25 protein-coding genes, 1 tRNA gene and 1 rRNA gene are annotated in these 24,073 nt (G+C 41.0%); 8 read left to right on the top strand and 19 right to left on the bottom strand.

Going from position 1 to position 24,073, the window contains the following annotated elements; all coding sequences use genetic code 11:
* Window positions 1-11: 11 nt before the first annotated feature.
* The 4 genes from lytR to O3605_RS06435 all read right to left on the bottom strand — a co-directional run bounded on the left by lytR (window position 12) and on the right by O3605_RS06435 (window position 3,999).
* Window positions 12-1,205 (bottom strand): glycopolymer--peptidoglycan transferase LytR, encoded by a 1,194-nt coding sequence (gene lytR / locus O3605_RS06450; RefSeq protein WP_371585618.1) that lies wholly within the window; start codon window positions 1,203-1,205, stop codon window positions 12-14.
* Window positions 1,206-1,218: 13 nt separating this feature from the next.
* Window positions 1,219-1,749, bottom strand: a complete 531-nt coding sequence (locus O3605_RS06445; protein ID WP_371585616.1) for a GNAT family N-acetyltransferase — start codon at window positions 1,747-1,749, stop codon at window positions 1,219-1,221.
* Entirely contained in the window at window positions 1,742-2,197 is a 456-nt protein-coding gene (tsaE, locus tag O3605_RS06440; RefSeq protein ID WP_371585614.1) for a tRNA (adenosine(37)-N6)-threonylcarbamoyltransferase complex ATPase subunit type 1 TsaE, read from the bottom strand. The genes O3605_RS06445 and tsaE overlap by 8 nt, the downstream gene beginning before the upstream one ends.
* Window positions 2,198-2,577: 380 nt before the next feature.
* The gene (locus tag O3605_RS06435; protein WP_003003910.1) at window positions 2,578-3,999 is read right to left on the bottom strand and encodes an NCS2 family permease; all 1,422 of its coding nucleotides are present in this window, start codon (window positions 3,997-3,999) and stop codon (window positions 2,578-2,580) included.
* A gap of 175 nt (window positions 4,000-4,174) precedes the next feature.
* On the opposite strand from O3605_RS06435, the gene O3605_RS06430 reads away from it, so the two are divergent.
* The 7 genes from O3605_RS06430 to serS all read left to right on the top strand — a co-directional run bounded on the left by O3605_RS06430 (window position 4,175) and on the right by serS (window position 11,269).
* Window positions 4,175-4,987, top strand: coding sequence for a Cof-type HAD-IIB family hydrolase (locus O3605_RS06430; RefSeq protein WP_371585613.1), 813 nt, complete (start codon window positions 4,175-4,177; stop codon window positions 4,985-4,987).
* A gap of 190 nt (window positions 4,988-5,177) precedes the next feature.
* Window positions 5,178-6,200, top strand: coding sequence for an alcohol dehydrogenase AdhP (gene adhP, locus O3605_RS06425; protein ID WP_003003874.1), 1,023 nt, complete (start codon window positions 5,178-5,180; stop codon window positions 6,198-6,200).
* A gap of 374 nt (window positions 6,201-6,574) precedes the next feature.
* The gene (locus tag O3605_RS06420; RefSeq protein WP_003010431.1) at window positions 6,575-7,564 is read left to right on the top strand and encodes a PTS sugar transporter subunit IIB; all 990 of its coding nucleotides are present in this window, start codon (window positions 6,575-6,577) and stop codon (window positions 7,562-7,564) included.
* Window positions 7,565-7,591: 27 nt separating this feature from the next.
* On the top strand, window positions 7,592-8,395 hold the full coding sequence (locus O3605_RS06415; protein WP_048789380.1) for a PTS mannose/fructose/sorbose transporter subunit IIC: 804 nt from the start codon (window positions 7,592-7,594) through the stop codon (window positions 8,393-8,395).
* An 18-nt stretch (window positions 8,396-8,413) separates the two neighbouring features.
* The gene (locus O3605_RS06410) at window positions 8,414-9,325 is read left to right on the top strand and encodes a PTS system mannose/fructose/sorbose family transporter subunit IID (RefSeq protein ID WP_031575187.1); all 912 of its coding nucleotides are present in this window, start codon (window positions 8,414-8,416) and stop codon (window positions 9,323-9,325) included.
* 80 nt (window positions 9,326-9,405) lie between these two features.
* Complete coding sequence (locus O3605_RS06405) at window positions 9,406-9,774, top strand: DUF956 family protein (protein ID WP_201037390.1); 369 nt, start codon at window positions 9,406-9,408, stop codon at window positions 9,772-9,774.
* 217 nt (window positions 9,775-9,991) lie between these two features.
* Window positions 9,992-11,269: a serine--tRNA ligase gene (serS, locus tag O3605_RS06400; protein WP_371585610.1), complete on the top strand. Its 1,278-nt coding sequence runs from the start codon at window positions 9,992-9,994 to the stop codon at window positions 11,267-11,269.
* A 42-nt stretch (window positions 11,270-11,311) separates the two neighbouring features.
* On the opposite strand, the gene O3605_RS06395 is transcribed toward serS, so the two are convergent.
* The 13 genes from O3605_RS06395 to fabM form a co-directional block, all read right to left on the bottom strand.
* Window positions 11,312-12,082, bottom strand: a complete 771-nt coding sequence (locus tag O3605_RS06395; RefSeq protein ID WP_371585608.1) for an acetyl-CoA carboxylase carboxyl transferase subunit alpha — start codon at window positions 12,080-12,082, stop codon at window positions 11,312-11,314.
* On the bottom strand, window positions 12,075-12,941 hold the full coding sequence (accD, locus tag O3605_RS06390) for an acetyl-CoA carboxylase, carboxyltransferase subunit beta (RefSeq protein WP_371585607.1): 867 nt from the start codon (window positions 12,939-12,941) through the stop codon (window positions 12,075-12,077). Before accD ends, O3605_RS06395 begins: the two co-directional genes overlap by 8 nt.
* A gap of 103 nt (window positions 12,942-13,044) precedes the next feature.
* Complete coding sequence (locus tag O3605_RS06385; protein WP_045760281.1) at window positions 13,045-14,409, bottom strand: acetyl-CoA carboxylase biotin carboxylase subunit; 1,365 nt, start codon at window positions 14,407-14,409, stop codon at window positions 13,045-13,047.
* Between the two features lie 13 nt (window positions 14,410-14,422).
* Window positions 14,423-14,848 (bottom strand): 3-hydroxyacyl-ACP dehydratase FabZ, encoded by a 426-nt coding sequence (gene fabZ, locus O3605_RS06380; RefSeq protein WP_003004019.1) that lies wholly within the window; start codon window positions 14,846-14,848, stop codon window positions 14,423-14,425.
* Window positions 14,845-15,333, bottom strand: a complete 489-nt coding sequence (gene accB, locus O3605_RS06375) for an acetyl-CoA carboxylase biotin carboxyl carrier protein (protein ID WP_049498148.1) — start codon at window positions 15,331-15,333, stop codon at window positions 14,845-14,847. The genes fabZ and accB overlap by 4 nt, the downstream gene beginning before the upstream one ends.
* Before the next feature lie 3 nt (window positions 15,334-15,336).
* Window positions 15,337-16,569: a beta-ketoacyl-ACP synthase II gene (gene fabF, locus O3605_RS06370; RefSeq protein WP_003010454.1), complete on the bottom strand. Its 1,233-nt coding sequence runs from the start codon at window positions 16,567-16,569 to the stop codon at window positions 15,337-15,339.
* 61 nt (window positions 16,570-16,630) lie between these two features.
* Window positions 16,631-17,365, bottom strand: a complete 735-nt coding sequence (gene fabG, locus O3605_RS06365) for a 3-oxoacyl-[acyl-carrier-protein] reductase (RefSeq protein ID WP_003010456.1) — start codon at window positions 17,363-17,365, stop codon at window positions 16,631-16,633.
* Window positions 17,366-17,377: 12 nt separating this feature from the next.
* The gene (gene fabD / locus O3605_RS06360; protein ID WP_049498147.1) at window positions 17,378-18,298 is read right to left on the bottom strand and encodes an ACP S-malonyltransferase; all 921 of its coding nucleotides are present in this window, start codon (window positions 18,296-18,298) and stop codon (window positions 17,378-17,380) included.
* A 22-nt stretch (window positions 18,299-18,320) separates the two neighbouring features.
* On the bottom strand, window positions 18,321-19,286 hold the full coding sequence (gene fabK, locus O3605_RS06355) for an enoyl-[acyl-carrier-protein] reductase FabK (protein WP_049498146.1): 966 nt from the start codon (window positions 19,284-19,286) through the stop codon (window positions 18,321-18,323).
* 114 nt (window positions 19,287-19,400) lie between these two features.
* The gene (locus tag O3605_RS06350) at window positions 19,401-19,625 is read right to left on the bottom strand and encodes an acyl carrier protein (RefSeq protein WP_003003892.1); all 225 of its coding nucleotides are present in this window, start codon (window positions 19,623-19,625) and stop codon (window positions 19,401-19,403) included.
* Window positions 19,626-19,683: 58 nt separating this feature from the next.
* Window positions 19,684-20,658 carry a beta-ketoacyl-ACP synthase III gene (locus O3605_RS06345; protein ID WP_129824742.1) on the bottom strand — a complete coding sequence of 325 codons (975 nt, stop codon included), beginning with the start codon at window positions 20,656-20,658 and terminating at the stop codon, window positions 19,684-19,686.
* On the bottom strand, window positions 20,658-21,092 hold the full coding sequence (gene fabT / locus O3605_RS06340) for a fatty acid biosynthesis transcriptional regulator FabT (protein WP_003003993.1): 435 nt from the start codon (window positions 21,090-21,092) through the stop codon (window positions 20,658-20,660). Before fabT ends, O3605_RS06345 begins: the two co-directional genes overlap by 1 nt.
* A gap of 96 nt (window positions 21,093-21,188) precedes the next feature.
* Entirely contained in the window at window positions 21,189-21,980 is a 792-nt protein-coding gene (gene fabM / locus O3605_RS06335) for a trans-2-decenoyl-ACP isomerase (protein WP_037608326.1), read from the bottom strand.
* A gap of 240 nt (window positions 21,981-22,220) precedes the next feature.
* On the opposite strand from fabM, the gene O3605_RS06330 reads away from it, so the two are divergent.
* Entirely contained in the window at window positions 22,221-23,576 is a 1,356-nt protein-coding gene (locus tag O3605_RS06330) for an aspartate kinase (protein ID WP_371585601.1), read from the top strand.
* Window positions 23,577-23,823: 247 nt separating this feature from the next.
* Here the strand turns inward: O3605_RS06330 and O3605_RS06325 are convergent.
* Window positions 23,824-23,897, bottom strand: a tRNA-Asn gene (locus O3605_RS06325).
* A 5-nt stretch (window positions 23,898-23,902) separates the two neighbouring features.
* Window positions 23,903-24,018: ribosomal RNA gene (gene rrf, locus O3605_RS06320) — 5S ribosomal RNA — on the bottom strand.
* Window positions 24,019-24,073 lie beyond the last annotated feature (55 nt).

Below are 24,073 nucleotides of genomic sequence, written 5' to 3'. Positions count from 1 at the left end.
TCGTTTTTTTCTTATTCTGAAGGCACCGTAGGTGTCACACTGCTCGACTCTGTAGCTGCAGGAGCAACTGGTGTCACTGGTGCAACAGAACTTTGAGGTGTCACCACTCCCGTATCCTGGGTCGATGGTACAACTGGTAGTTGGTTAAACTCTTGGTAAACAGGTGCTTCCTCAGATGAGGCCGCTGGCGTATCATTTTGAGAAGAAGCACTCTTCAACTCTTCATCTCCATCTAATAGGTAAGCATTGGTTTTCAATGTTTTAATTTCTTTCATCCCCAAAGCTTTGCGGATGATATTTTGAATTTTCAAGAGATGTTTTGAAGTGACAATCTGATAACTTCCGCCATCTGCTAAGGTGGCATCTTCTCCTTTCAGCTGGTACTGATGAATCGTTGAAAGGGCATCTTTATATCCTAACAATTGAAGAAGACTGTTGCTATCAAGTGAAATGTTGGTTTGCATATTGTCACTAACAGACTCAATGATTCCTTTGTAGTGACTCAAACTATTGAGGCTTAAAACTTTCTCAACAATCTTTTTGATCACTTCACGTTGGCGTTTTTGACGTCCGTAGTCTCCTTCTGGGTCTTGGTAGCGCATGCGTGAATAAACGAGAGCTTGGTCCCCATTAATCTCCTGACGTCCTGGTGCGATCTTAGCCGTATATTCTGGCTCATTTTCCTCGATCGAGATATCGAAGTCAAATGGATTGTTGACCGTGATGCCACCAACCTTATCCACTAATTGAACCAGCCCCTTCATATTGATCATGACATAGCGGTCAATATGGATATTCAAAAGATCTTGAATGGTCTTAATGGCTAACTTGGCACCACCTTGAGCATAAGCCGAATTCAATTTTGCTTGGACCGTTTCGCCATCTGAAGTAATATTGGTTAGGATATCTCTTTCCAAGCTCGTCATGGTTGTTTCTTTTGTTTGAGGATTGACAGTCACCAAAATCATGGTATCACTATTCCCGGCCCAAGGATCTTCCCGAGAACCGCTACCTGTATCAACCCCCATCAAAAGGATAGTCATCGGCTTGTTTTCTGCAATGACATTGGTCTCATTCCCAAAGCCCTTATAAGTCTTACTGAGAGTCCCAGTCGTTTGATTGAGGATGGTAAGGCCGTAGGCCCCGATCCCAATCACTGTTACCGTCAATAAGCTCAAAAACATCAAAATAATTTTTTTAACCATATAGAATCTCTCTCTAATCTATCAGTTTCCCCATAAGGTAAACATCTAAGAATTCTCCTTCAGCTGAACAAGCTCCACGAGCTTGACAACCTTCGATCTCAAAACCTAACTTTTTATACAGGTGAACCGCCCGTTCATTGCGTACTTGGACATTCAAGACTAGTTTCCTAAGAACACCGGTCGAGTGCGCCCACTCGATTCCTTCTTCCAACAAGATCTGTCCAAGCCCTTGATTCCAATAAGCTTTTTGAACCACAATAAAGACATCACCAATATGCTGAATGGACCGTTGAGAAGCTGCAGTGATATTTAACAAAGCTGCCAGTTCCTGATCTAGAAATAGCAAGAGGCAAATCCGGTTTTCCGCCATCTCTTGCACCATCAGAAATTGCTCCATGTCTGCTGGAGACATGCCAATTCCAGCTTCATCTAGCGTCATGTAATCTGACTCTTTCCCAACTTGATTTAAGAAATCAACGACAAGAGCCGCGTCTGCACTGCCAGCTTGCCGAATTTCTACTGTCACTTCCTTTTCCTTAGTCATCGGTTTTTTCCACCTGCTCAAAGGATGCTAGCAAAGCTTCTGCACGCGCTCCATGAGCTTCAAAAGCTAACTCTCGCCCCTCTTCTAATTTTCGGATAAAAATTTTTAGATAAGCATCCGAGAGACTCGGCTCAATCAGCTCTCCCCATTCAACAATGGTAGCACCATCTCCAAATAGAAAATCATCTAAATCAATAGAATCTGGATCATTCCCAATCCGGTAAACATCCAAATGGTATAAAGGCAAGCGACCTTCGTATTCACGAACAATGGTATAGGTCGGGCTTTTAATCATCTGATCAATCCCTAACCCCTTTGCAATTCCTTTGGTAAAGGTTGTTTTTCCTGCTCCTAGATCACCTGATAAGATGATCACGTCTTGCTTTTCTAAGAGTTTTCCTAGCTGTTTTCCTAGAGCGATCAGCTCCGTTTCATTGTGACTAATCATTTCTCTATTATACCAAACTTTTTAAAAATCTGCTCTTTCTTTTAGAAATTGTTGCACTCCGGTTTGTTTTTTAGATAGATAGACAAACTATTTTAAAGTAATATAAGTTAAGTGATTCTGCAAAAAAATAAATTTGAGTTCCAATTTTTAAATCGATTTAAGAAAATACTGAAACTTTCCGCTGTGAGAAAAGTGCCTGAAACAATAACGTTTCAGGCACTCGGAATTATTGAGACCTTAGGCTCAATAATTAGTCATGGAACTTCAAAGAAGTTCGCTGACGTCCGTACTCACCTAAGGAATGTTTTTGGTATAACTTTGTCTTCAATCTGAAAGGAAAGGGAGACAACTCCCATTCCTTTTTGGCACTTTCCTGATACTTAATTCAAGGCCATGCTAACGTAGTTTAAAATAAAGAGAACATCTAAAATCCAAATCATGCTGTGCACTTCTTTGGCTTGTCCTTTAACCACTTTCACCAAGCTATAGGTGATAAATCCAGCAGCGATCCCTTGTGTAATCGAGTAGCTGAATCCCATAAAGATAGAGGTAAAGAAGGCAGGAACTGCTTCTGACATATCTTCCCAATGGATATTTTTCAAGCCACTCAACATCATGATCCCAACAACAATCAAAATTGGAGCTGTAGCAGCGGTCGGTACGATCGCCAACAAAGGACTAAAGAGACTTGAAATAGCAAAACAGATTGCCACAACCAAGGCTGTCAAACCAGTGCGTCCACCAGCTCCAATACCAGCTGCAGATTCAACATACGTCGTTACGTTTGAAGTTCCTGCAATAGCTCCGACTGAAGTCGCTACAAGGTCTGAATAGAGGGCCTTATCTAATTTCGCTGATTGATGGTTTTCCCCATTTGTCGCAACAATCCCAACTTTTTCACCCGTACCGATCAAAGTTCCGATTGTATCAAAAATATCAGTCAAGGAGAAGGCTAAGATGGCCATTAAGGTCTCAGGCAAACGAGACGTATTGGAAATCAAAGATCCCAATCCTTTCGATCCCAAAGCTTGACCAAAGATCGTGCCTAAATCATTAAAGGCCGCTCCTAGATGGTTACTTGCAAAGTCAATTTTAGTGATATCAACCACATGGATGAGAATTCCAAGCACAGTCGTTACTAAGATAGAAAGGATAATCCCTCCCTTAATCCCTTTGACAACAAAGAAAATAGTAATTGCAAGACCAACAAGAGCCAAGAGTACCGCCGGATTGTTAAAATCAACCAATCCAGGAACAGCAGATGCATTGGCTGAGATCGTTGCATTCGCCTTATCTGCTCCTTCCCCGACCACTGTATAAGTATGAGGGTCAATCGTGAATTTTAAAAATCCTGCATTCTTAATCCCAACATAGGCCAAGAAAATCCCGATCCCCGCTGAAATAGCAGAGCGAAGAGCAGTCGGAATCGATTCGATGATCATCTTCCGAACTTTTGTCAATGTGATAATCAATGAAATCACACCACAAATGAAGACCATTCCCAAAGCTTCCTGCCATGAGTATCCCATACCAAATACAACTGTAAAGGTAAAGAAGGCATTCAAGCCCATCCCAGGTGCTTGTGCATAAGGTAAATTGGCATAAAAAGCCATCATCAAGGTCCCGACAACGGATCCAATAATCGTTGCAAGGAAGACTCCTTGAGCTGGCATACCTGTTTGTGACAACATTTGAGGGTTTACGAAGAGGATATAACTCATCGCAAAAAAGGTTGTCAAACCAGCAAGAACCTCTGTTCGAACAGTGGTTCCATGTTCTGAAAGTTTAAAAAACTTATCCATTTCAGAATAAACTCCTTTTTCATCATTCTCGCTCCCAATCAATTTGCGAACGTTATTTCTATTTTACCAAAAGATCTTTCGCCTTTCAAGAAATCCTACTTCTCTTCTCGATTTTTGAGCGCTTTTCCGATTTTTCTGATATAATGGTCTCATTCTTCTCGAAAGGAACTGAAATATGCATAAAAAGATGATCGCTCTAGATCTAGACGGCACTCTCTTAAATTCCGAAAGCAAATTGAGCGACTTTACCATTGATACGATAAAAAAAATTAGTGCTCTTGGCCATAAAGTCATTATTACAACAGGCCGCCCCTACCGTATGGCACATACCTATTACAAACAACTAGAGCTAGATACTCCGATGATCAATTTTAACGGCTCCCTTACGCATCTACCTGAGAAAAAATGGGCAGATGAACAATGTTTGACTTTAGATAAAAAATACCTGTTAGATATGGTCGCTAACAGGGATACCATCCAAGCGGACTTTATCGCTGGCGAATACCGCAATAAATTCTTTATTACCGATCCAAATGAGCACGTTGCAGACCCTAAATTATTCGGTATTGAGGCTTTCCAACCAGAAAATCAATTCAACCCCGAACGGGTAACGAGCGACCCAAACTGTATTCTCTTTCAAACGAAAGCGGAAGACAAATATGCTCTGGCAGGTGAAATGAATCGGCATTATGACTACAATCTGTCTATCAATACTTGGGGTGGTCCCTTAAATATTCTGGAATGCAATCCAAAAAATGTGACCAAAGCTTCTGCTCTGACCTACCTTCTAGATAAACTCAATATGGATCAGAAGGATTTGATTGCCTTTGGAGACGAGCACAACGATACCGACATGCTTGCTCTAGCCGGTCATGGATACGCCATGAAAAATGCTAGCTCCGTCCTTCTCCCTTATGCAGACTCCGTCACAGATTTCACCAATAACGAAGACGGTGTCGCGCGCCAACTCATTCAATTATTCTTATAATAGGAACAGACATGAGTTATCCCCTCATGTCTTTTTCTTCGCCAAATCCTTAATCGGTTAATCAATACCCTTCTTTTTTTCCATTTTTTTATTGTTCAATAGATAAGTTTGTGATATTATTAACGTAGTTATTAAAGAAGCGCTTTCAAAAAATGCTAAATCGCTTCTCGTTCACTTAAGGAGGAACAAAATGAAAGCTGTTGTTGTTAATCCAGAAGGTACTGGTGTTGAAATCGTTGCAAACAAAGACATGCGTCCACTTGAAACAGGGGAAGCTCTTGTTCAAATCGAATACTGTGGTGTCTGCCACACTGACTTGCACGTTGCTCACGGAGACTTCGGTAAAGTTCCAGGCCGTGTTCTTGGACACGAAGGAATCGGTATTGTTAAAGAAGTTGCTCCAGATGTCAAGAGCCTAAAAGTTGGGGATCGTGTCAGTGTCGCATGGTTCTTCGAAGGATGTGGAACTTGTGAATACTGTACAACTGGTCGTGAAACTCTTTGCCGTACTGTAAAAAATGCTGGTTACTCTGTTGATGGAGGGATGGCTGAACAATGTATCGTTACTGCAGATTACGCAGTGAAAGTACCTGAAGGATTAGATCCAGCCCAAGCTTCTTCTATTACCTGTGCAGGTGTTACCACTTACAAAGCCATCAAAGAAGCCAAAGCTGAACCAGGACAATGGATCGTTATCTATGGAGCTGGTGGACTAGGAAACTTGGCTGTTCAATATGCTAAGAAAGTCTTCAACGCACATGTCATCGCTGTCGATATCAACAATGATAAACTAGAATTGGCGAAAGAAGTTGGTGCAGACTTTGTCATCAACGGTCGCGAAGTTGAAGATGTCCCAGGATTGATCAAAGAAAAAACAAATGGTGGAGCTCACTCTGCTGTCGTAACAGCTGTTTCTAAAGTAGCTTTCAACCAAGCAGTAGATTCTGTTCGTGCAGGTGGCCGCGTGGTCGCAGTTGGTCTTCCTTCTGAAATGATGGACCTCAGCATTGTGAAAACTGTATTAGATGGTATCCAAGTCATTGGTTCTCTTGTAGGAACTCGTAAAGACTTGGAAGAAGCTTTCCAATTTGGGGCAGAAGGCTTGGTAGTCCCTGTCGTTCAAAAACGTCCAGTAGAAGATGCTGTCAAAGTCTTTGACGAAATGGAAGCTGGAACCATTCAAGGACGTATGGTACTTGACTTTACAAACTAAACAACTAAACCTACAGGACTAGCCCAACTGGGCTAGTCTTTTTTGTGTGCTCCCAATCCCTCTTATATACAATTTGTTATATATTTATTTTTGTTTTCGAGATTATCGTTTGATTATCGGAATCTATTCATTGAGAACAAAATCCTATAAAACATATCTATTATTGATTTTTTAAGCATCAACAAGTAATAAACAAAATTCATTCAAGAGCATTCTTTTTCTATCTAACGATAATTTAATATAATAAATCAATGTTTTTACATCGAGATTTTGATAGAAAAATTGACTTAAGTGTGGAAACGATTTATAATAAAGTAGCTTAAAGTTTTCTTAAACTGAAAGTCAAACAAATTTTATAAGGAGGAATGTCAATAATGAGTATTGGTATCATTATTGCTAGCCACGGTGAATTTGCAGCTGGAATCCACCAATCCGGCTCGATGATCTTTGGGGATCAAGAGAAAGTTCAAGTGGTTACGTTCATGCCAAGTGAAGGCCCGGATGATCTCTATGCTAAATTCAATGCAGCTGTTGCCGCATTTGATGCAGAAGATGAAGTCTTGGTTTTGGCTGACCTTTGGAGTGGTTCTCCATTTAACCAAGCAAGTCGCGTCATGGGAGAAAATCCAGATCGTAAATTTGCGATCATCACAGGATTGAACCTTCCGATGTTGATTCAAGCTTATACAGAGCGTTTGATGGATGCAAATGCCGGCGTTGATCAAGTCGCTGCAAACATCATCAAGGAAGCAAAAGACGGTGTCAAAGCTCTTCCAGAAGAATTGAATCCTGTTGAAGAAGCTAGTACAGCCGCTGCTGCTCCTGTAGCCCAAGCTGCTATTCCAGAAGGAACGGTTATCGGAGATGGAAAACTCAAGATTAACCTTGCCCGCTTAGATACACGTCTTCTTCATGGACAAGTCGCAACTGCTTGGACACCTGATTCAAAAGCCGATCGGATCATTGTTGCTTCAGATTCTGTTGCCAAAGATGAACTCCGTAAGGAATTGATCAAACAAGCGGCACCAAATGGTGTGAAAGCAAACGTTGTCCCAATTCAAAAATTGATCGACGTTGCAAAAGATCCACGTTTTGGAAATACCCATGCTTTGATCTTATTTGAAACACCCCAAGATGCTCTTCGCGCCATCGAAGGTGGTGTTCCGATTAAAACCTTGAACGTTGGTTCAATGGCCCACTCAACTGGTAAAACCATGGTGAACAATGTGTTATCAATGGATAAAGATGATGTGGCTACATTTGAAAAAATGCGTGATCTTGGAGTAGAATTTGACGTCCGTAAAGTGCCAAATGACTCTAAGAAAGATTTGTTTGACTTAATTAACAAAGCTAACGTTCAATAATCGATTACTTACGAAAGGATTTTAAACATGTCTATTATTTCTATGGTATTAGTGGTCGTTGTTGCCTTCTTAGCAGGTCTTGAAGGTATCCTTGACCAATTCCAATTCCACCAACCCCTTGTTGCTTGTACCTTAATCGGTTTGGTAACAGGTAACTTGACTGCTGGCATTATGCTTGGTGGTTCACTTCAATTTATTGCACTTGGCTGGGCAAACATTGGTGCCGCAGTTGCACCCGATGCTGCCCTTGCATCTGTCGCTGCTGCCATCATCATGGTACTTGGGGGAGACTTCAGTACAAAAGGAATCGCTGTCGCTCAAGGTGTCGCTATTCCACTTGCAGTTGCTGGTCTTTTCTTGACCATGATCGTCCGTACCCTTTCCGTTGGTTTGGTTCACACTGCCGACGCTGCTGCTAGAAAAGGGGATATCAAAGGTGTAGAACGCGCTCACTTTGTGGCCCTTCTTCTTCAAGGTCTTCGTATCGCCATTCCTGCAGCCCTCTTGTTGATGATTCCTGCTGAAACTGTCAAAACTGCTCTTGAACAAATGCCAAAATGGCTCTCTGATGGAATGCAAATCGGTGGTGGTATGGTTGTAGCCGTTGGTTATGCCATGGTTATCAACATGATGGCGAGCCGTGAAGTATGGCCATTCTTTGCCATCGGTTTTGCTCTTGCAGCCGTTAGCCAATTAACTTTGATCGCTCTTGGAGCAATTGGTGTTGCCCTTGCCTTGATCTACCTTACTCTTTCTAAGAAAGGTGGCAATGGAGGTGGCGGAGCCGCTACTTCTAACGATCCAATCGGCGACATTCTCGAAGACTATTAAGAAAGGTGTGACACTATCATGACTGAAAAATTACAATTATCTAAATCAGATCGTCAAAAAGTTTGGTGGCGTTCAACCTTCTTGCAAGGTTCTTGGAACTATGAACGGATGCAAAACTTGGGTTGGGCTTACTCATTGATCCCAGCTATCAAAAAACTCTACACGAAGAAAGAAGACCAAGCGGCTGCTCTTGAACGTCACATGGAATTCTTCAACACTCACCCATACGTTGCCGCTCCTATCATCGGGGTAACACTTGCTCTTGAAGAAGAAAGAGCAAACGGTGCTGCGATTGACGATGCTGCCATCCAAGGGGTTAAAATTGGTATGATGGGTCCTTTGGCGGGTATCGGAGATCCAGTCTTCTGGTTTACAGTACGTCCTATCCTTGGTGCCCTTGGTGCATCACTTGCTGCGTCTGGTAACATCCTTGGCCCACTCATCTTCTTTATCGCATGGAATGCGATTCGTATGGCCTTCTTGTGGTACACGCAAGAACTTGGATACAAAGCAGGTTCTGAAATTACCAAAGATATGTCTGGTGGGATCTTGCAAGACATCACTAAAGGGGCTTCTATCCTTGGGATGTTCATCCTCGCTGTCTTGGTAGAACGTTGGGTATCTATTAAATTCGTCTTCAATGTTTCTTCTGTCAAATTAGACGACAAAGCTTATATCCATTGGGATAAACTTCCTGAAGGTTTCAAAGGAATTCAAGAAGCCTTCGCTCAAGTTGGTTCAGGCCTATCTCAAACACCTGAAAAAGTTACAACTTTCCAACAAAACTTGGATTCATTGATTCCTGGTTTGATGGGATTGCTTCTTACTTTTGCTTGTATGTGGTTGTTGAAGAAAAAAGTATCTCCAATCACTATCATCATCGCTCTCTTTGTAATCGGTGTATTAGCACACGTTGCTGGCTTGATGTAAGCAAAGATCAACTAAAAAGAAGGTTTCGGCCTTCTTTTTATTATGATATAATGGAGTGAACAGCAATACAGGAGGATCTCATGGCTCAATCATTGAATAAAACCGTTGAATTCCATACTACAGGGGTTTCTTACCTTGGAGTGGGGGGAAAGGTTGGAAAAATCCTAGTCGGGAATGCCGCTTTTGAATTTTATGCGGATGCAAATGTTGAAGACTACATCCAAATTCCCTGGCAAGAAATCGAGCGAATCGGAGCCAATGTATCCGGACGTAAAATTAGCCGCCATTTTGAAATCTATACCAGAGAATCAAAATTTCTCTTTGCTTCAAAAGACTCTGGAAAAATTTTAAAGATTGCTCGGGAACATCTAGGAAATGAGAAAATTGTCAAACTTCCTACGTTGATCCAAATCATCACGGCTAAAATTAAAAATCTATTTGCAAAATAGGATCTTTTCTTGTATAATAGACGCAAACGGATAAGTAAGTTAAGAGGTTCTTTCAGAAAGTCTGCGGTTGCTGCGAGCAGATAGAAATCTTAATTGAAATTCTACCGTTTCTTTAAAATACAATATCGAATCAAGTGCACACCTGTGAAGTTGGATGGAACCGTGGCTCTGCCACTCCAACACTGTAACAGGTGTGTTTTTTGTTAAAGGAGAAGCTATGTTAGATATTAAACGGATTCGTACAGACTTTGATGCAGTTGCAAAAAAATTGGCAACACGTGGAGTAGATGCGGCTATTTTGAATGAAATGAAAGAAATCGATGCCAAACGTCGAGACATCTTAGTCAAAGTAGAAAATCTCAAAGCAGAGCGCAACACCGTATCTGCTGAAATCGCACAAGCAAAGCGCAACAAGGAAAATGCAGATGATAAGATTGCTGCCATGCAAACCCTCTCTGCAGAGGTAAAAGCTCTTGATGCTGAGTTAGCAGAAATCGATGCGAAATTGACAGAATTTACCACAACTCTTCCAAACATCCCTGCTGACAGTGTCCCTGTTGGAGCAGATGAGGATGACAACGTTGAGGTTCGCCGTTGGGGAACACCGCGCGAATTTGGCTTCGAACCAAAAGCTCACTGGGATTTAGGTGAAGACCTTGGTATCCTTGACTGGGAACGCGGAGCTAAAGTCACTGGTGCTCGTTTCCTCTTCTACAAAGGACTTGGAGCTCGCTTAGAACGCGCTATCTACAACTTCATGTTGGATGAACATGGCAAGGAAGGCTACACTGAAGTCATCCCTCCTTACATGGTCAACCATGATTCTATGTTTGGTACTGGTCAATATCCAAAATTCAAGGAAGATACTTTTGAACTTAGCGATACCAATTATGTCCTCATTCCAACAGCTGAAGTTCCTTTGACGAACTACTACCGCGATGAAATTCTTGATGGGAAAGACCTTCCAATCTACTTCACCGCTATGAGTCCATCTTTCCGTTCAGAAGCTGGTTCAGCTGGTCGTGATACTCGTGGCTTGATCCGTTTGCACCAATTCCATAAGGTTGAAATGGTGAAGTTTGCTAAACCAGAAGAATCATATGATGAATTGGAAAAAATGGTTGTCAATGCTGAAAATATCCTTCAAAAACTGAACCTTCCATACCGTGTAGTAGCTCTCTCAACAGGAGACATGGGCTTCTCAGCTGCTAAGACTTACGACTTAGAAGTATGGATCCCAGCACAAAATACCTACCGTGAAATCTCAAGCTGTTCCAATACAGAAGATTTCCAAGCTCGTCGTGCGCAAATCCGCTACCGTGACGAAGCAGATGGTAAAGTCAAACTTCTTCACACTTTGAATGGTTCTGGATTGGCTGTTGGACGTACTGTCGCTGCTATTCTTGAAAACTATCAAAACGAAGATGGTTCTGTAACCATTCCTGAAGTTCTTCGTCCATATATGGGTGGCGCTGAAGTCATCGCACCAAAATAAAGTTTAAAAAAACTGAGACTTGCAAATTGCAAGCTCAGTTTTTTAATATTTACGAAAACGTTGGTAACGTTGCTCTAGAAGATCTTCGAGAGGCAAGGCTTGTAGCTCCTTCAATTCTGCTTGGATTTCCTTCTTCACTTGAGCCAGTAGTTCTCCATTCGAAAATCCATGCTCGGGAATCACCTTATCGACAATTTCCATATTTAACAATTCGTGAGAAGTAATCTTCATCAACTCTGCTGCTTCCATGGCACGACTTCCATCTTTCCAAAGAATAGAGGCGAAACCTTCTGGACTCAAGACTGCATAGATGGAGTTCTCAAGCATCCAAACCTTATCTGCTACAGCAAGAGCTAAGGCACCACCAGAACCACCTTCTCCGATGATAATCGCGATAATTGGAACTTTTAAATCACTCATTTCCATGAGGTTGCGGGCAATGGCTTCCCCTTGTCCTCGTTCTTCAGCACCAACACCAGGATAAGCACCCGCTGTATTGATAAAGGTCACAACTGGACGGCCAAATTTCTCTGCTTGCTTCATGAGGCGCAAAGCTTTTCGATAGCCTTCTGGATGGGGTTGCCCAAAATTACGTTTTAGATTATCTTGAAGATTTTTTCCTTTTTGGATTCCAACGACTGTAACCGTTTGATCGCCTAAGCGTCCAATCCCACCAATCACCGCACCATCATCATGGAAGTTTCGATCTCCATGTAATTCGATAAAATCATCAAAAATTCCTTGAGCAAAATCAAGCGCAGTCAATCTTCCTTGGTCACGTGCCTCTTTAATAATCTGTGTTATTTTACTCATGTTTACCTCCATGAAGGGCCAATAATTGTCCAACTGTTGCTCGGATTTGGCTTCTCTCCACGATCAAGTCTACAAATCCATGTTCTTGTAGAAATTCTGCTTTTTGGAAATCATCTGGCAATTTCTCACGCACAGTTGATTCGATCACGCGCCGACCGGCAAAACCAACCAAGGCCTGACTCTCTGCCATGATAATATCACCTTCCATAGCAAATGAGGCTGTCACCCCACCAGTTGTCGGATCTGTCAATACCGTCAAATAGAATAATTTTTCTTTGGAATGGCGTTGAACAGCCGCAGAAATCTTTGCCATTTGCATCAAACTCACGATTCCTTCTTGCATCCGAGCGCCACCGGAAGCGGTAAAGAGAACAACTGGCAATTTTTCTTTTGTCGCAAATTCAAATAAACGAGTAATTTTTTCACCTACTACAGAACCCATTGAAGCCATGATAAAGTTAGAATCCATGATCCCAAGAGCAATTTTTTGCCCTTTAATCAAGGCAGTTCCAGTCAGGACAGCTTCATCCAATCCTGTCATTTCCCGCACTGCTGCTAGTTTCTTCTTATAATTTGGGAAATTCAAAGGATCTGTCGTTTCGATTCCTGTAAACATTTCTTCAAAGCTAGCTGGATCCACTGTCAGCGCCAAGCGTTCTTTAGCAGAAATACGGAAGGTATAGCCACAATTCGGGCAGACACGCTCACTACCTAAATCCTTTTGGTAAATGGTATGTTTACAACCTGGGCATTGTGAAAATAGTTCATCAGGAACTTCAGGTTTTGGCTGAGGCTCCTTCCAGGCTGACCTATTCGGATTGATCCGAATATATTTATCTTTTTTAGAAAATAATGCCATTACTTACTCCTTATAATATGCTACAGTATCTGAAGCATTACTATAAAAGCCTGAAACTGTGAAGATGATGTTCATACTTCCCTCACAAGTCCAGGCTTTTTCATCATTCCTTATTATAATTTGGAAGGAATTGTTCCATCAAAAATGCAGTGTCATAATCACCAGCGATCACATGTGAATCTGAAATCAAATCCAACTGGAAACTGCTATTGGTTGTGACACCATCGATTTCCAACTCATAAAGAGCACGCTGCATTTTCATCAGTGCATCAAAGCGATTTTCACCATGGACAATGATCTTGGCAATCATACTATCATAGTATGGCGGAATCGTATAACCAGGATACACAGCAGAATCCACACGCAAGCCAACCCCACCACTTGGAAGATAGAGATTAGTGATCTTACCTGGGCTTGGTGCAAAGTTGAAGGAAGGATTTTCCGCATTGATCCGGCATTCAATCGCATGGCCTTTAATGACAATATCCTCTTGAGTAACGGATAATTCTTGGCCAGCTGCGATTTTAATCTGTTCCTTAACGATATCAACTCCTGTTACAAATTCTGTGACAGGATGCTCCACTTGCACACGGGTATTCATTTCCATAAAGTAGAACTCACCCTTGCCTTCATCATACAAGAATTCAATCGTTCCAGCATTCTCGTACCCAACTGATTCAGCTGCACGAACAGCTGCAGAACCAATTCGATCACGAAGCGTTTTCCCAATAGCAATCGAAGGGGATTCTTCTAGAACTTTTTGGTTATTTCGTTGAAGAGAGCAATCGCGTTCACCTAAGTGAATGACATGTCCATGCTGATCCGCTAAAATCTGTACTTCAATGTGGCGTGCCGGATAAATCACCCGCTCCATATACATGGCACCATTCCCAAAAGCAGCTTGAGCTTCTGAGGAAGCAGATTCAAAAGCAGCAACCAAATCTTCTGGTTTTTCAACCTTCCGAATTCCCTTGCCACCGCCTCCTGCAGATGCTTTCAACATCACAGGGTAACCAATACGCTCTGCAATCTCGAGCGCTTCTTCAGCAGTATACACTTCACCATCTGATCCAGGAATAACAGGCACTCCTGCTTTGATCATCTGTTTACGAGCATTAATCTTATCCCCCATCAAATCCATGACTTTAGCAGAAGGACCAATAAATTTAATGCCCACTTCCTCACACATGGTTGCAAATTTTGAGTTTTCACTTAAAAATCCAAAACCAGGATGGATAGCTTCTGCACCTGTTAAAACAGCCGCAGACAAGACAGCACTCATATTCAAATAAGATTCTGTTGATTTAGCAGGTCCAATACAGACTGCTTCATCCGCTAGTAAGGTATGCAAGGCTTCTTTATCAGCAGTAGAATACACCGCAACCGTCTCGATGCCAAGTTCACGAGCCGCACGAATAATGCGCACTGCAATCTCACCACGATTGGCGATTAAGATCTTACGAAACATAGATAGGCCTTTCTTAATTTCCAATTGCAAACGTAAGCGTTCCTGAAGCTGCAAGCTTACCGTCTACCTCTGCTTTCGCTTCAACAACAGCAATGGTTCCACGACGTTTGACAAAAGTAGCTGTCATCACCAGTTGATCTCCTGGAACGACTTGTTTTTTAAACTTCACCTTGTCCATCCCTGCATAAAAGACTAATTTACCTTTATTTTCAGGTTTTGACAACTCTAGTACACCTGCTGTTTGTGCCAAAGCCTCCATGATGAGAACACCTGGCATAACAGGATATTGTGGAAAATGTCCATTAAAAAATGGTTCATTAATTGTGACGTTTTTAATGGCAACAATCGTATCTTCGCTTGTTTCCAATACGCGATCCACCAAAAGCATTGGGTAACGATGCGGCAAAGCCTCACGAATAGCATTAATATCAATTGTCATTTGATTCGAACCAATCCTTTTCCAAATTCAACCATTTCTTCATTCGTTACTAAAATTTCAGTGACTACCCCATCTTTTGGTGCTGGGACTTCATTCATCACTTTCATGGCTTCGATAATCAAGAGTGTTTGACCCTTAGTGACCTTATCTCCTACAGATACAAAGGCTGGTTTATCCGGAGCTGGCGACAAGTAAGCCACCCCAACCAATGGACTTTCAACCACATCACCTTCTGCAGCCTGAGCTGGAGCAGCAACTGGTTCAGCTGCTACAGCTGGTGTTGCTGGTGCTTCAACAACAGGGGCTACTACAGGAGTTTGAGGAGCTGCTACCACTTCAACTGCAGGAGCAACCGGTGTAGCCGCAACTGAACTCGTTTGGTTTTTACTCAAATTCAATTCTTCGCCATTATTTTTATATGAGAATTCACGCAAAGTTGACTCATCAAATTGAGCCAACAAATCTTTGATTTCAGAAATATTCATGAATTAACCCTCCCAACGTTTAAAGGCCAGAACAGCATTGTGTCCTCCAAAACCAAAGGTATTTGAGATAGCATACTGAATATCCGCTTCTTGACCTTCACCATAAACAACGTTTGCTTCGATATAGTCAGATAATTCTTTGGTACCAGCAGTTTTTGGTACAAAGCTGTGACGAATCGCTTCGATAGTAGCAATCGCTTCAACCGCACCTGCAGCACCTAACAAGTGCCCTGTAAATGATTTAGTAGATGATACAGGAACTTCTTTACCAAGGACAGAAACAATGGCACCACTTTCACCTTTTTCATTGGCAGGTGTTGATGTCCCGTGAGCATTAACATAATCAACATCTTCAGGTTTGATACCAGCTTCATTGATCGCTAATTTAATCGCTTTAGCAGCACCTGAACCATCTGGTGTAGGTGTTGTCATATGGTAGGCATCACAGTTTGAACCGTAACCAACAATCTCAGCCAAGATGTTAGCACCACGTTTTTGAGCATGTTCCAAGCTTTCAATAACGAGAACCCCTGCACCTTCCCCCATCACAAAACCATTACGGTCTTTGTCAAATGGAATAGAGGAACGTTCTGGATCTTCCGTTGTTGAAAGGGCCGTAAGAGCATTGAAACCACCGATACCAATCTTGGTAATTGAAGCTTCAGCACCACCTGCCAAAACAACATCATGCATACCAAATTTAATTTCACGGAAAGCTTCCCCAATGGCATCATTGGCAGAAGCACAAGCTGTTGTCACGGATTTACATACCCCTTGAGCCCCAATCTTAAGTGCGATGTTTCCAGCACCCATGTTTGAAAGAGCTTTTGGAATAAACATTGGTTGGATTCTCTTCATCCCACGTTCATGCATCCGGATAATTTGATCTTCCAATTCTTGCAAACCACCGATACCAGATGATACAATCACACCAACACGATCGCGATCTTCTTCTTCCATATTCAAGCCTGAATTTTCAATAGCTTCCATTGCAGCATAGATTGCATACAATGAGTAAGTATCCATACGATTTTGATCTTTTTTCACGAAATATTTATCGAATGGGAAATCTTGAATTTCACCAGCATTAAAGACTGGAATTTCAGAAGCATCAAATTTCGTAATAGGCTTGATTCCAATTTTTCCTTCATGAAGGCTATTCCAGAACTCCTCTGGTGTATTTCCGATTGGTGAGGTTACACCGTAACCTGTAACAACAACACGATTTGTAGACATATATATTCTCCTTTTGTCGGATGGATATTTAAGTAAGTGATTTTCGATCAGTGAGCATTCATTATTGCATGGTCATTCCACCATCAATGGCAATTGTTTGACCAGTTAAATATTCTTGACCTGCCAAGAAAGCCGCAACTTCTGCCACTTCTTCAGCTTGACCAATTCGTTTCATTGGCACTTGAGCTAGCATGGCATCTTTCATTTTCTCTGGAATAGCATCAGTCATATCTGATTCAATGAAACCAGGTGCAATGGCATTCACACGAACGCCACGGGCTGCAACTTCACGCGCTACTGATTTGGTAAAACCAATCAAACCAGCTTTTGAAGCCGCGTAGTTCGCTTGACCAATATTCCCCATTAGACCAACAACAGAGGACATGTTGATAATGGCACCTTGACGAGCCTTAGACATAGGTTTCAAGACAGCTTGTGTCATATTAAAGGCACCGGTCAAGTTGATTTTCAAGACCCGTTCAAAATCTTCTTCAGTCATTTTCAACATCAACTTGTCGTTTGTAATGCCAGCGTTATTGACCAAAACATCAACACTTCCAAGCTTTTCAATTGCTTCAGCTACCATACGTTGAGCATCTTCGCCATTAGAAATATCCCCAGAAATACCAACAACAGTCACACCATAGTCAGCAAACTGCGCAAGCAAGTCCTCAGAAATTTCAGAACGTCCATTTAGGACAACATTGGCACCGAGACTCGCAAATTTATGAGCCACAGCCAATCCAATTCCTCGTGTTGAACCTGTTACAAAAACATTTTTATTTTTAAGTTCCATCTTTACCTCGTTTTAAGCATTCAGAAGTGCATCTAGACTAGCCTGATCTTCGACGTTATGAGTTGGAAGAGTTTTATCAATTTTCTTCAAGAATCCTGACAAGACTTTTCCAGGTCCGATCTCGATGACTTCATCTACACCAAAGTCTTGAATCGTAGCAATTGAATCATAGAAACGAACCGGTTCTTTTACTTGACGGGCCAACAGTGCTTTCACATCTTCCGACTTCATGATCGTAGCTTCTGTATTCCCAACTAAAGGAAGATCAAAATCATTAAATGATACTTTTTCTAGTTCAGTCGCCAATTTTTGACTAGCAGATTCCAGTAAGGCTGTGTGGAATGGACCTGACACATTCAAAGGGATCAAGCGTTTGGCACCTGCTTCCTGCAATAGTTCCACAGCATAGTCCACAGCCGCAACCTCACCACCAATCACAATTTGTGCTGGCGTATTGTAGTTAGCTGGTGTTACTACACCCTTTTCAGATGCTTGTTGACAAATCTCTTCGATCAAACTTGGATCTGTATTCATAACAGCAACCATTTTCCCACTTCCAGCAGGAGCTGCTGTTTCCATGAATTCACCACGTTTCGCAACCAAAGCTACTGCATCTTCAAACGAAAGAGCTCCAGCCGCAACTAAGGCAGAATATTCCCCCAAAGAGAGGCCGGCAACAATATCAGGAGTGATACCATTTTCTACTAAGAGACGATAAATGGCTACTGACGTTGTCAAAATAGCTGGTTGAGTATAGCGTGTCTGATTCAGTTTTTCTTCGTTAGAATCAATCAATTCACGCAAATCATAGCCTAGAATACGACTAGCCGTATCAAATGTCTCTTTAACAACGGGATAAGCCGCATACAAATCGCTCGCCATGCCCAATTTCTGAGCCCCTTGACCAGCAAATAAGAACGCACGTTTTGTCACTATCCTAATCCTTTCGACGTTTTTAGACGTTTACATCTGCCCAACGAGCAGCCTCTCTTTGAATCACCTTGGCTGCACCATAATAGATATCTTCTAGAATTTCAGCACAAGTTTCTTCCTTGCTCACAAGACCAGCAATTTGGCCTGCCATTACAGATCCATTGTCAACATCTCCATCAACAACGGCATTGCGAAGCGCACCTGCTCCTAATTCTTCAATTTCTTCTTGAGTCTTCTTACCTGCCAAGAAATCTTTTTCAGCTTGGTTATAGGCAGAAGCCAATTTATTCTTGATCGCACGAACAGGGTGTCCAACAACTGATGCTGAAACTACCGTATCAATATCTTTCGCTTTCAAGATTTTATTCTTAAAGTTTTGGTGAGCATTAGATTCTTTAGCAACCACGAAACGAGTTCCCACCTGAACAGCTTCGGCACCTAACATAAAGACAGCTGCAGCACCGGCACCATCAGCGACACCTCCAGCACCAATTACTGGAATAGAAACAACTTCAACCACTTGACGAACCAAGGTCATAGTCGTCAATTTACCAATGTGGCCTCCAGCTTCCATCCCTTCTGCAATCACTGCATCGGCACCTAATTTTTCCATCCGTTTTGCAAGGGCAACAGATGGAACAACAGGAATGACAGTGATCCCTGCTTCATGGAAACGATCCATGTATTTCCCAGGATTTCCAGCACCAGTTGTAACAACTTTTACACCTTCTTCAATCACCAGGTCAACAATGTCATCCGCGAATGGGGACAAAAGCATGATATTTACACCAAAAGGTTTATCTGTAATAGACTTCACTTTATCAATGTTAGCCTTTACAACTTCTTTTGGAGCGTTCCCGCCACCAATGATTCCAAGACCACCGGCATTTGATACTGCTCCAGCCAAGTCACCATCAGCGACCCATGCCATCCCACCTTGGAAGATTGGATATTTAATATTCAATAGTTCAGTAATTCGTGTTTGCATTATACCTACCTCTTTTTTCGCTTAAGTAATAGTTTGAGTTTAAAAGATTGTTTCTTTGAGCCTCAAACTATTACCTAAACAAGAGAGAATATCTTTCGATACTCTCATCTATCATTATTTTGTTTTTTCTTCTACGTAAGCAACAAGGTCACCAACTGTAGACAATCCTTCTTCAGTTTCGATTTGGATGTCAAAAGCATCTTCAATTTCAGAGATTACTTGGAACAAATCCAATGAATCTGCTTCTAAATCTTCGAATGTAGATTCAAGAGTTACTTCTGATGGTTCTTTACCAAGTTCTTCAACGATAATTTCTTGTACTTTTTCAAATACTGCCATGATAGGCCTCCTTAAAAAATAATATATAAATTTTTAAAATGTGTTTCCACATGTTTAACTAGATTGTAACAAGAAGTGTGCCCCATGTCAAACCTCCACCGAATCCTGTCAGAAGAATTTTTTGACTTCCATCCATCTTGATTCGATGATTCTCGACACACTCCGATAATAGAATGGGGATACTAGCAGCACTAGTGTTCCCATATTCCATCATATTTGCTGGGATTTTCTCTCTAGAGACACCCAGTTTTTTTGACATCTTATCTAACATTCGGTCATTCGCCTGGTGTAACAGAAAATAGTCAATCTCTTCTGCTTCCATAGAGGCGTCTGCTATCATTTTTTGAATACTTTTCGTGACATCACGAATGGCAAAATCAAAAACTGCCCGTCCATCCATTGTCAGATATCTTCGATCGGAAACTTCATCTGAATAAGGGGAAGACAGCCCCAAATAGCAAGACTCAAGACTAGCACCTCGGCTACCATCTGTAAAAAGATTCTCAGCCAAAAACGATTTTTGATCGCTTGCTTCAAGCAAGACACCACCAGCTCCATCTCCAAAAAGGACTGAAGTGGAACGGTCTGACCAGTCTAATACTTTTGAAAGCGTCTCACTACCGATCACAATTCCTCGCCGGTACATACCTGAAGAAATGTATTTTTCAGCAGTGGCTAATGCAAATACAAATCCGCTACATGCTGCAGTCAGATCAAAGGCAAAAGCTCGAGAAGCTCCAATATTAGCTTGTACCCGGGCTGCAGTTGATGGCATTAAGCTGTCTGGAGTAATCGTAGCAACAACGATGAAATCAATTTCCTCAGCATCTAAGTTTGCTTTTGCTAATAATCTTTGTGCAACAATTGTTGCTAGATCACTTGTCGTCTCATCTTTTGAAATGTGACGCCGAAGGATACCTGTCCGACTACTGATCCATTCATCACTTGTATCCATGATCTCAGCCAAATCATCATTTGATACGACTTGGTCAGGTGCATAATGAGCAACTTGACTAATTTTAGCAAAGACCATTATTTAATTTCCTCCAAGAAACGATACAGATTTTGCAATCCTTTTTGCATCACTTTCTTCTCTTCGGGACTCATATCTCCAATAATCTGGTTGACCATCCGTTTATGGAATTGCTGATGAAGACGATAAAGTAGACGACCGTTCTTCGTTAAACTCAAGTGTACAACCCGGCGATCAACTTCCGATCTTCTTCTTTCGATATACCCTTTGCGCTCAAGATTATTCAAACTTGTCGTGACAGTCCCCAAAGTCACCATCAACTCCCGTGAAATATCACTCGGGGTTGCATTCGGTGTCGAACCAATCACATCGATCGTATGCATTTCTTTAATAGAAACATCTTTGAATCGACTTGCTCTTAGACTCGACTCCTCAATAACCAAAACATTATTAAAGATGGATGTTAAATAGTCGTTAACTAATTGGTAATTCAAAACTCCACCTCCTAATTTTACTTTGATAGTCAAATTTTATCAAAAATGAAAATAATTTGCAAGCATTTTTTCACAAAACATAGAAAAATTACAAATTTATTTTCCTTTAAATTGTGGCCGACGTTTCTCAGAGTAGGCAATAACCCCTTCCTTGAAATCTTCTGTAAATGCTAGTTTCTTTTGCAAATCCAATTCAAGACCCGCATATTGGTCCCATTCTTTCAAGAATGCTTCCCAAACCATTTCTTTCATGGCAGCATAAGAATTTGAAGATCCTCTTCTTAATTTTTTAAGCAATTGCTCAACTGTTTTATCGAGTCTTTCAGATTCACAAACACGATAAGCTAGGCCATAATCAAATGCCTTTTCAGCAGTCAAGGCTTCACCCGTCATTACTAAATGAGTAGCCCGAGACATGCCAATGGCTTTTCCTAACAAGAATAACCCACCCGCATCCGGTGCTAAACCAACCCCAACAAAGGCTTGGATAAATTTAGTACGATCACTAATAATACAAAAATCAACAGCTACTGCAATGTTAGCAGCTGCTCCAGCAACCGCTCCATCTGCCACCATAATAACCGGTTTTGGCAATTGCTTGATTTTCTTTGAAATCGTATTAACTAATTCGGCAATTAAAACAAGAGACTCGATGTCATCCGCATCGACTGCGCGTTTCATTTCGCTCAAATCTCCACCAACTGAAAAGATTTTCCCTTCTGCTGATAGAATAATGAATTTTACTTCCTCATTTTTTTCTGCATCTTCCAGGGCAGCTAAAATTTCCTGACACATTGGAATGTTAAAACCATTGGATACTTCAGGACGATTTAAAGAGATTGTCGCGAGGTCGTTTTCGACAGAATACAAAATTGTTTCAAACATCACAGACTCCTTTTGTTTAAATATAAAATATTTTGATATTAAAACTTTTGAATTATAACATATCATACCACAAAAAAGTAAAATAGCAAAATATATCTATAAGATGTAACAAAATTGTAAAATTTGAATAATTACAATTTCTCTCCTCTACAGAATCAATTATTTTATGCCCTATCTGTAAATACATTGTATCAATAACTGAACTTTGGTATAATGTATTAATGAAACTATTAAGGAGAAAATATGAAAGTAACTAAATTCGGTGGAAGTTCTCTAGCATCAGCTTCTCAATTAAAAAAAGTACTTGATATCATTAAAGATGATCCAGAAAGAAGATTTGTAGTTGTATCAGCTCCAGGCAAACGCAACGCTGAAGATACAAAAGTAACAGACGCTCTGATCCGGTATTATAAAGAATTTACTTCAGATAAGGATGTCACACAAACACAACAGTGGATTATTGAACGTTATCGTGCCATTACAGAGGAATTGGGTCTCAAAGATTCTATTATTCAGGAAATTGCTGAAGATATCTATGATTTAACAAATTTACCTAAAAAAGGGAATCCATTTACATACGATGCATTCCTAGCAGCTGGTGAAAATAACAATGCTAAACTCATTGCTGCCTATTTCAATCAAAATGGATTAGAAGCAAGATATATCCATCCAAAAGAAGCAGGAATTACGGTCACTGCAGAACCTTCCAACGCTCGTATTTTACCATCTAGTTACGATAAAATTGAAGAACTAAAAGATTCAAGTGAAGTGATTGTCATTCCAGGTTTCTTTGGTGTTACTCAAGATGGCGACATTTGTACATTTTCTCGTGGTGGATCTGACATTACAGGATCGATCATTGCAGCGGGTGTAAAAGCAGACTTATACGAAAACTTTACAGACGTAAATGGTATCTTTGCAGCACATCCAGGTATTATTAAACACCCACATTCTATTCCCGAATTAACCTACAAAGAAATGCGTGAATTAGCCTATGCTGGTTTTTCAGTCTTGCATGATGAAGCACTCGTTCCAGCATACAGAGGTAAAATTCCATTAGTTATTAAAAATACAAATAATCCAGACCACCCTGGAACCCGCATTGTTTTGGAACATTCAAATGATCATGTGACTGTTGTAGGAATTGCAGGTGATTCAGGATTCGTTAGTATTAACACTACAAAATACCTTATGAACCGTGAAGTCGGTTTTGGTCGAAAAGTCCTTCAAATTTTAGAAGATCTCAATATTAGTTGGGAACATATGCCAACTGGAATCGATGACTTGTCTATCATTTTGCGTTCACGTGAACTGACTCCGATCAAAGAACAAGAAATTCTGAAACAATTAACACAAAAGCTCGAAGTTGACACAGCCGAAATTGAACATGATCTTTCAATCATTATGATTGTTGGTGAAAAAATGAAGAGCCAAGTAGGGGTTACTGCAACTGCAGCTAAGGCACTATCAGAAAATGAAATTAATATTCAAATGATCTCGCAAGGTTCTAGTGAGGTTTCTATTATGTTTGTTGTTAATAAAGATCAAGAAGAAAAAGCCATTAAAGCCCTATATAATGCATTTTTCCCAAATAACTAAAAGTATAAAAGCTCCGTTCTTATAACGGAGCTTTTATACTTCCCAATTTGTAAAATTAAGCTAGACAGAAAAAGCCATTGATATTAGGAACAGATAAACACAACATTTGTCTGAAAGTAACTTACATAAATGACCCATACTCATCTTACCACAAACGAGCTTGCTATCAAGAAAACTTAAAAGTTTCAGACTAGGTTTTGAAAAAAATAAAAATAAAAAAGACCAGGTCACTGGTCTAATTCCTATACTCCGCCAGTAGGACTCGAACCTACGACATCATGATTAACAGTCATGCGCTACTACCAACTGAGCTATGGCGGAAAAAAGCTAAGCGACTACCTTATCTCACAGGGGGCAACCCCCAACTACTTCCGGCGTTCTAGGGCTTAACTGCTGTGTTCGGCATGGGTACAGGTGTATCTCCTAGGCTATCGTCACTTAACTCTGAATGCTTAAACATTCAAAATTGAATATCTATATTCTAACAAGCTAAACTC

Source organism: Streptococcus sp. 27098_8_99 (genome assembly GCF_041431935.1).
Lineage (GTDB): Bacteria > Bacillota > Bacilli > Lactobacillales > Streptococcaceae > Streptococcus > Streptococcus parasanguinis_D.
This window is presented reverse-complemented; position numbering and strand designations above follow the sequence as displayed.

Bases quoted from the DNA above. Each gene is read 5' to 3' on its own strand.
- lytR (WP_371585618.1), bottom strand. From the start codon at position 1,205: ATGGTTAAAAAAATTATTTTGATGTTTTTGAGCTTATTGACGGTAACA.
- O3605_RS06445 (WP_371585616.1), bottom strand. From the start codon at position 1,749: ATGACTAAGGAAAAGGAAGTGACAGTAGAAATTCGGCAAGCTGGCAGT.
- tsaE (WP_371585614.1), bottom strand. From the start codon at position 2,197: ATGATTAGTCACAATGAAACGGAGCTGATCGCTCTAGGAAAACAGCTA.
- O3605_RS06435 (WP_003003910.1), bottom strand. From the start codon at position 3,999: ATGGATAAGTTTTTTAAACTTTCAGAACATGGAACCACTGTTCGAACA.
- O3605_RS06430 (WP_371585613.1), top strand. From the start codon at position 4,175: ATGCATAAAAAGATGATCGCTCTAGATCTAGACGGCACTCTCTTAAAT.
- adhP (WP_003003874.1), top strand. From the start codon at position 5,178: ATGAAAGCTGTTGTTGTTAATCCAGAAGGTACTGGTGTTGAAATCGTT.
- O3605_RS06420 (WP_003010431.1), top strand. From the start codon at position 6,575: ATGAGTATTGGTATCATTATTGCTAGCCACGGTGAATTTGCAGCTGGA.
- O3605_RS06415 (WP_048789380.1), top strand. From the start codon at position 7,592: ATGTCTATTATTTCTATGGTATTAGTGGTCGTTGTTGCCTTCTTAGCA.
- O3605_RS06410 (WP_031575187.1), top strand. From the start codon at position 8,414: ATGACTGAAAAATTACAATTATCTAAATCAGATCGTCAAAAAGTTTGG.
- O3605_RS06405 (WP_201037390.1), top strand. From the start codon at position 9,406: ATGGCTCAATCATTGAATAAAACCGTTGAATTCCATACTACAGGGGTT.
- serS (WP_371585610.1), top strand. From the start codon at position 9,992: ATGTTAGATATTAAACGGATTCGTACAGACTTTGATGCAGTTGCAAAA.
- O3605_RS06395 (WP_371585608.1), bottom strand. From the start codon at position 12,082: ATGAGTAAAATAACACAGATTATTAAAGAGGCACGTGACCAAGGAAGA.
- accD (WP_371585607.1), bottom strand. From the start codon at position 12,941: ATGGCATTATTTTCTAAAAAAGATAAATATATTCGGATCAATCCGAAT.
- O3605_RS06385 (WP_045760281.1), bottom strand. From the start codon at position 14,409: ATGTTTCGTAAGATCTTAATCGCCAATCGTGGTGAGATTGCAGTGCGC.
- fabZ (WP_003004019.1), bottom strand. From the start codon at position 14,848: ATGACAATTGATATTAATGCTATTCGTGAGGCTTTGCCGCATCGTTAC.
- accB (WP_049498148.1), bottom strand. From the start codon at position 15,333: ATGAATATTTCTGAAATCAAAGATTTGTTGGCTCAATTTGATGAGTCA.
- fabF (WP_003010454.1), bottom strand. From the start codon at position 16,569: ATGTCTACAAATCGTGTTGTTGTTACAGGTTACGGTGTAACCTCACCA.
- fabG (WP_003010456.1), bottom strand. From the start codon at position 17,365: ATGGAACTTAAAAATAAAAATGTTTTTGTAACAGGTTCAACACGAGGA.
- fabK (WP_049498146.1), bottom strand. From the start codon at position 19,286: ATGCAAACACGAATTACTGAACTATTGAATATTAAATATCCAATCTTC.
- O3605_RS06350 (WP_003003892.1), bottom strand. From the start codon at position 19,625: ATGGCAGTATTTGAAAAAGTACAAGAAATTATCGTTGAAGAACTTGGT.
- O3605_RS06345 (WP_129824742.1), bottom strand. From the start codon at position 20,658: ATGGTCTTTGCTAAAATTAGTCAAGTTGCTCATTATGCACCTGACCAA.
- O3605_RS06330 (WP_371585601.1), top strand. From the start codon at position 22,221: ATGAAAGTAACTAAATTCGGTGGAAGTTCTCTAGCATCAGCTTCTCAA.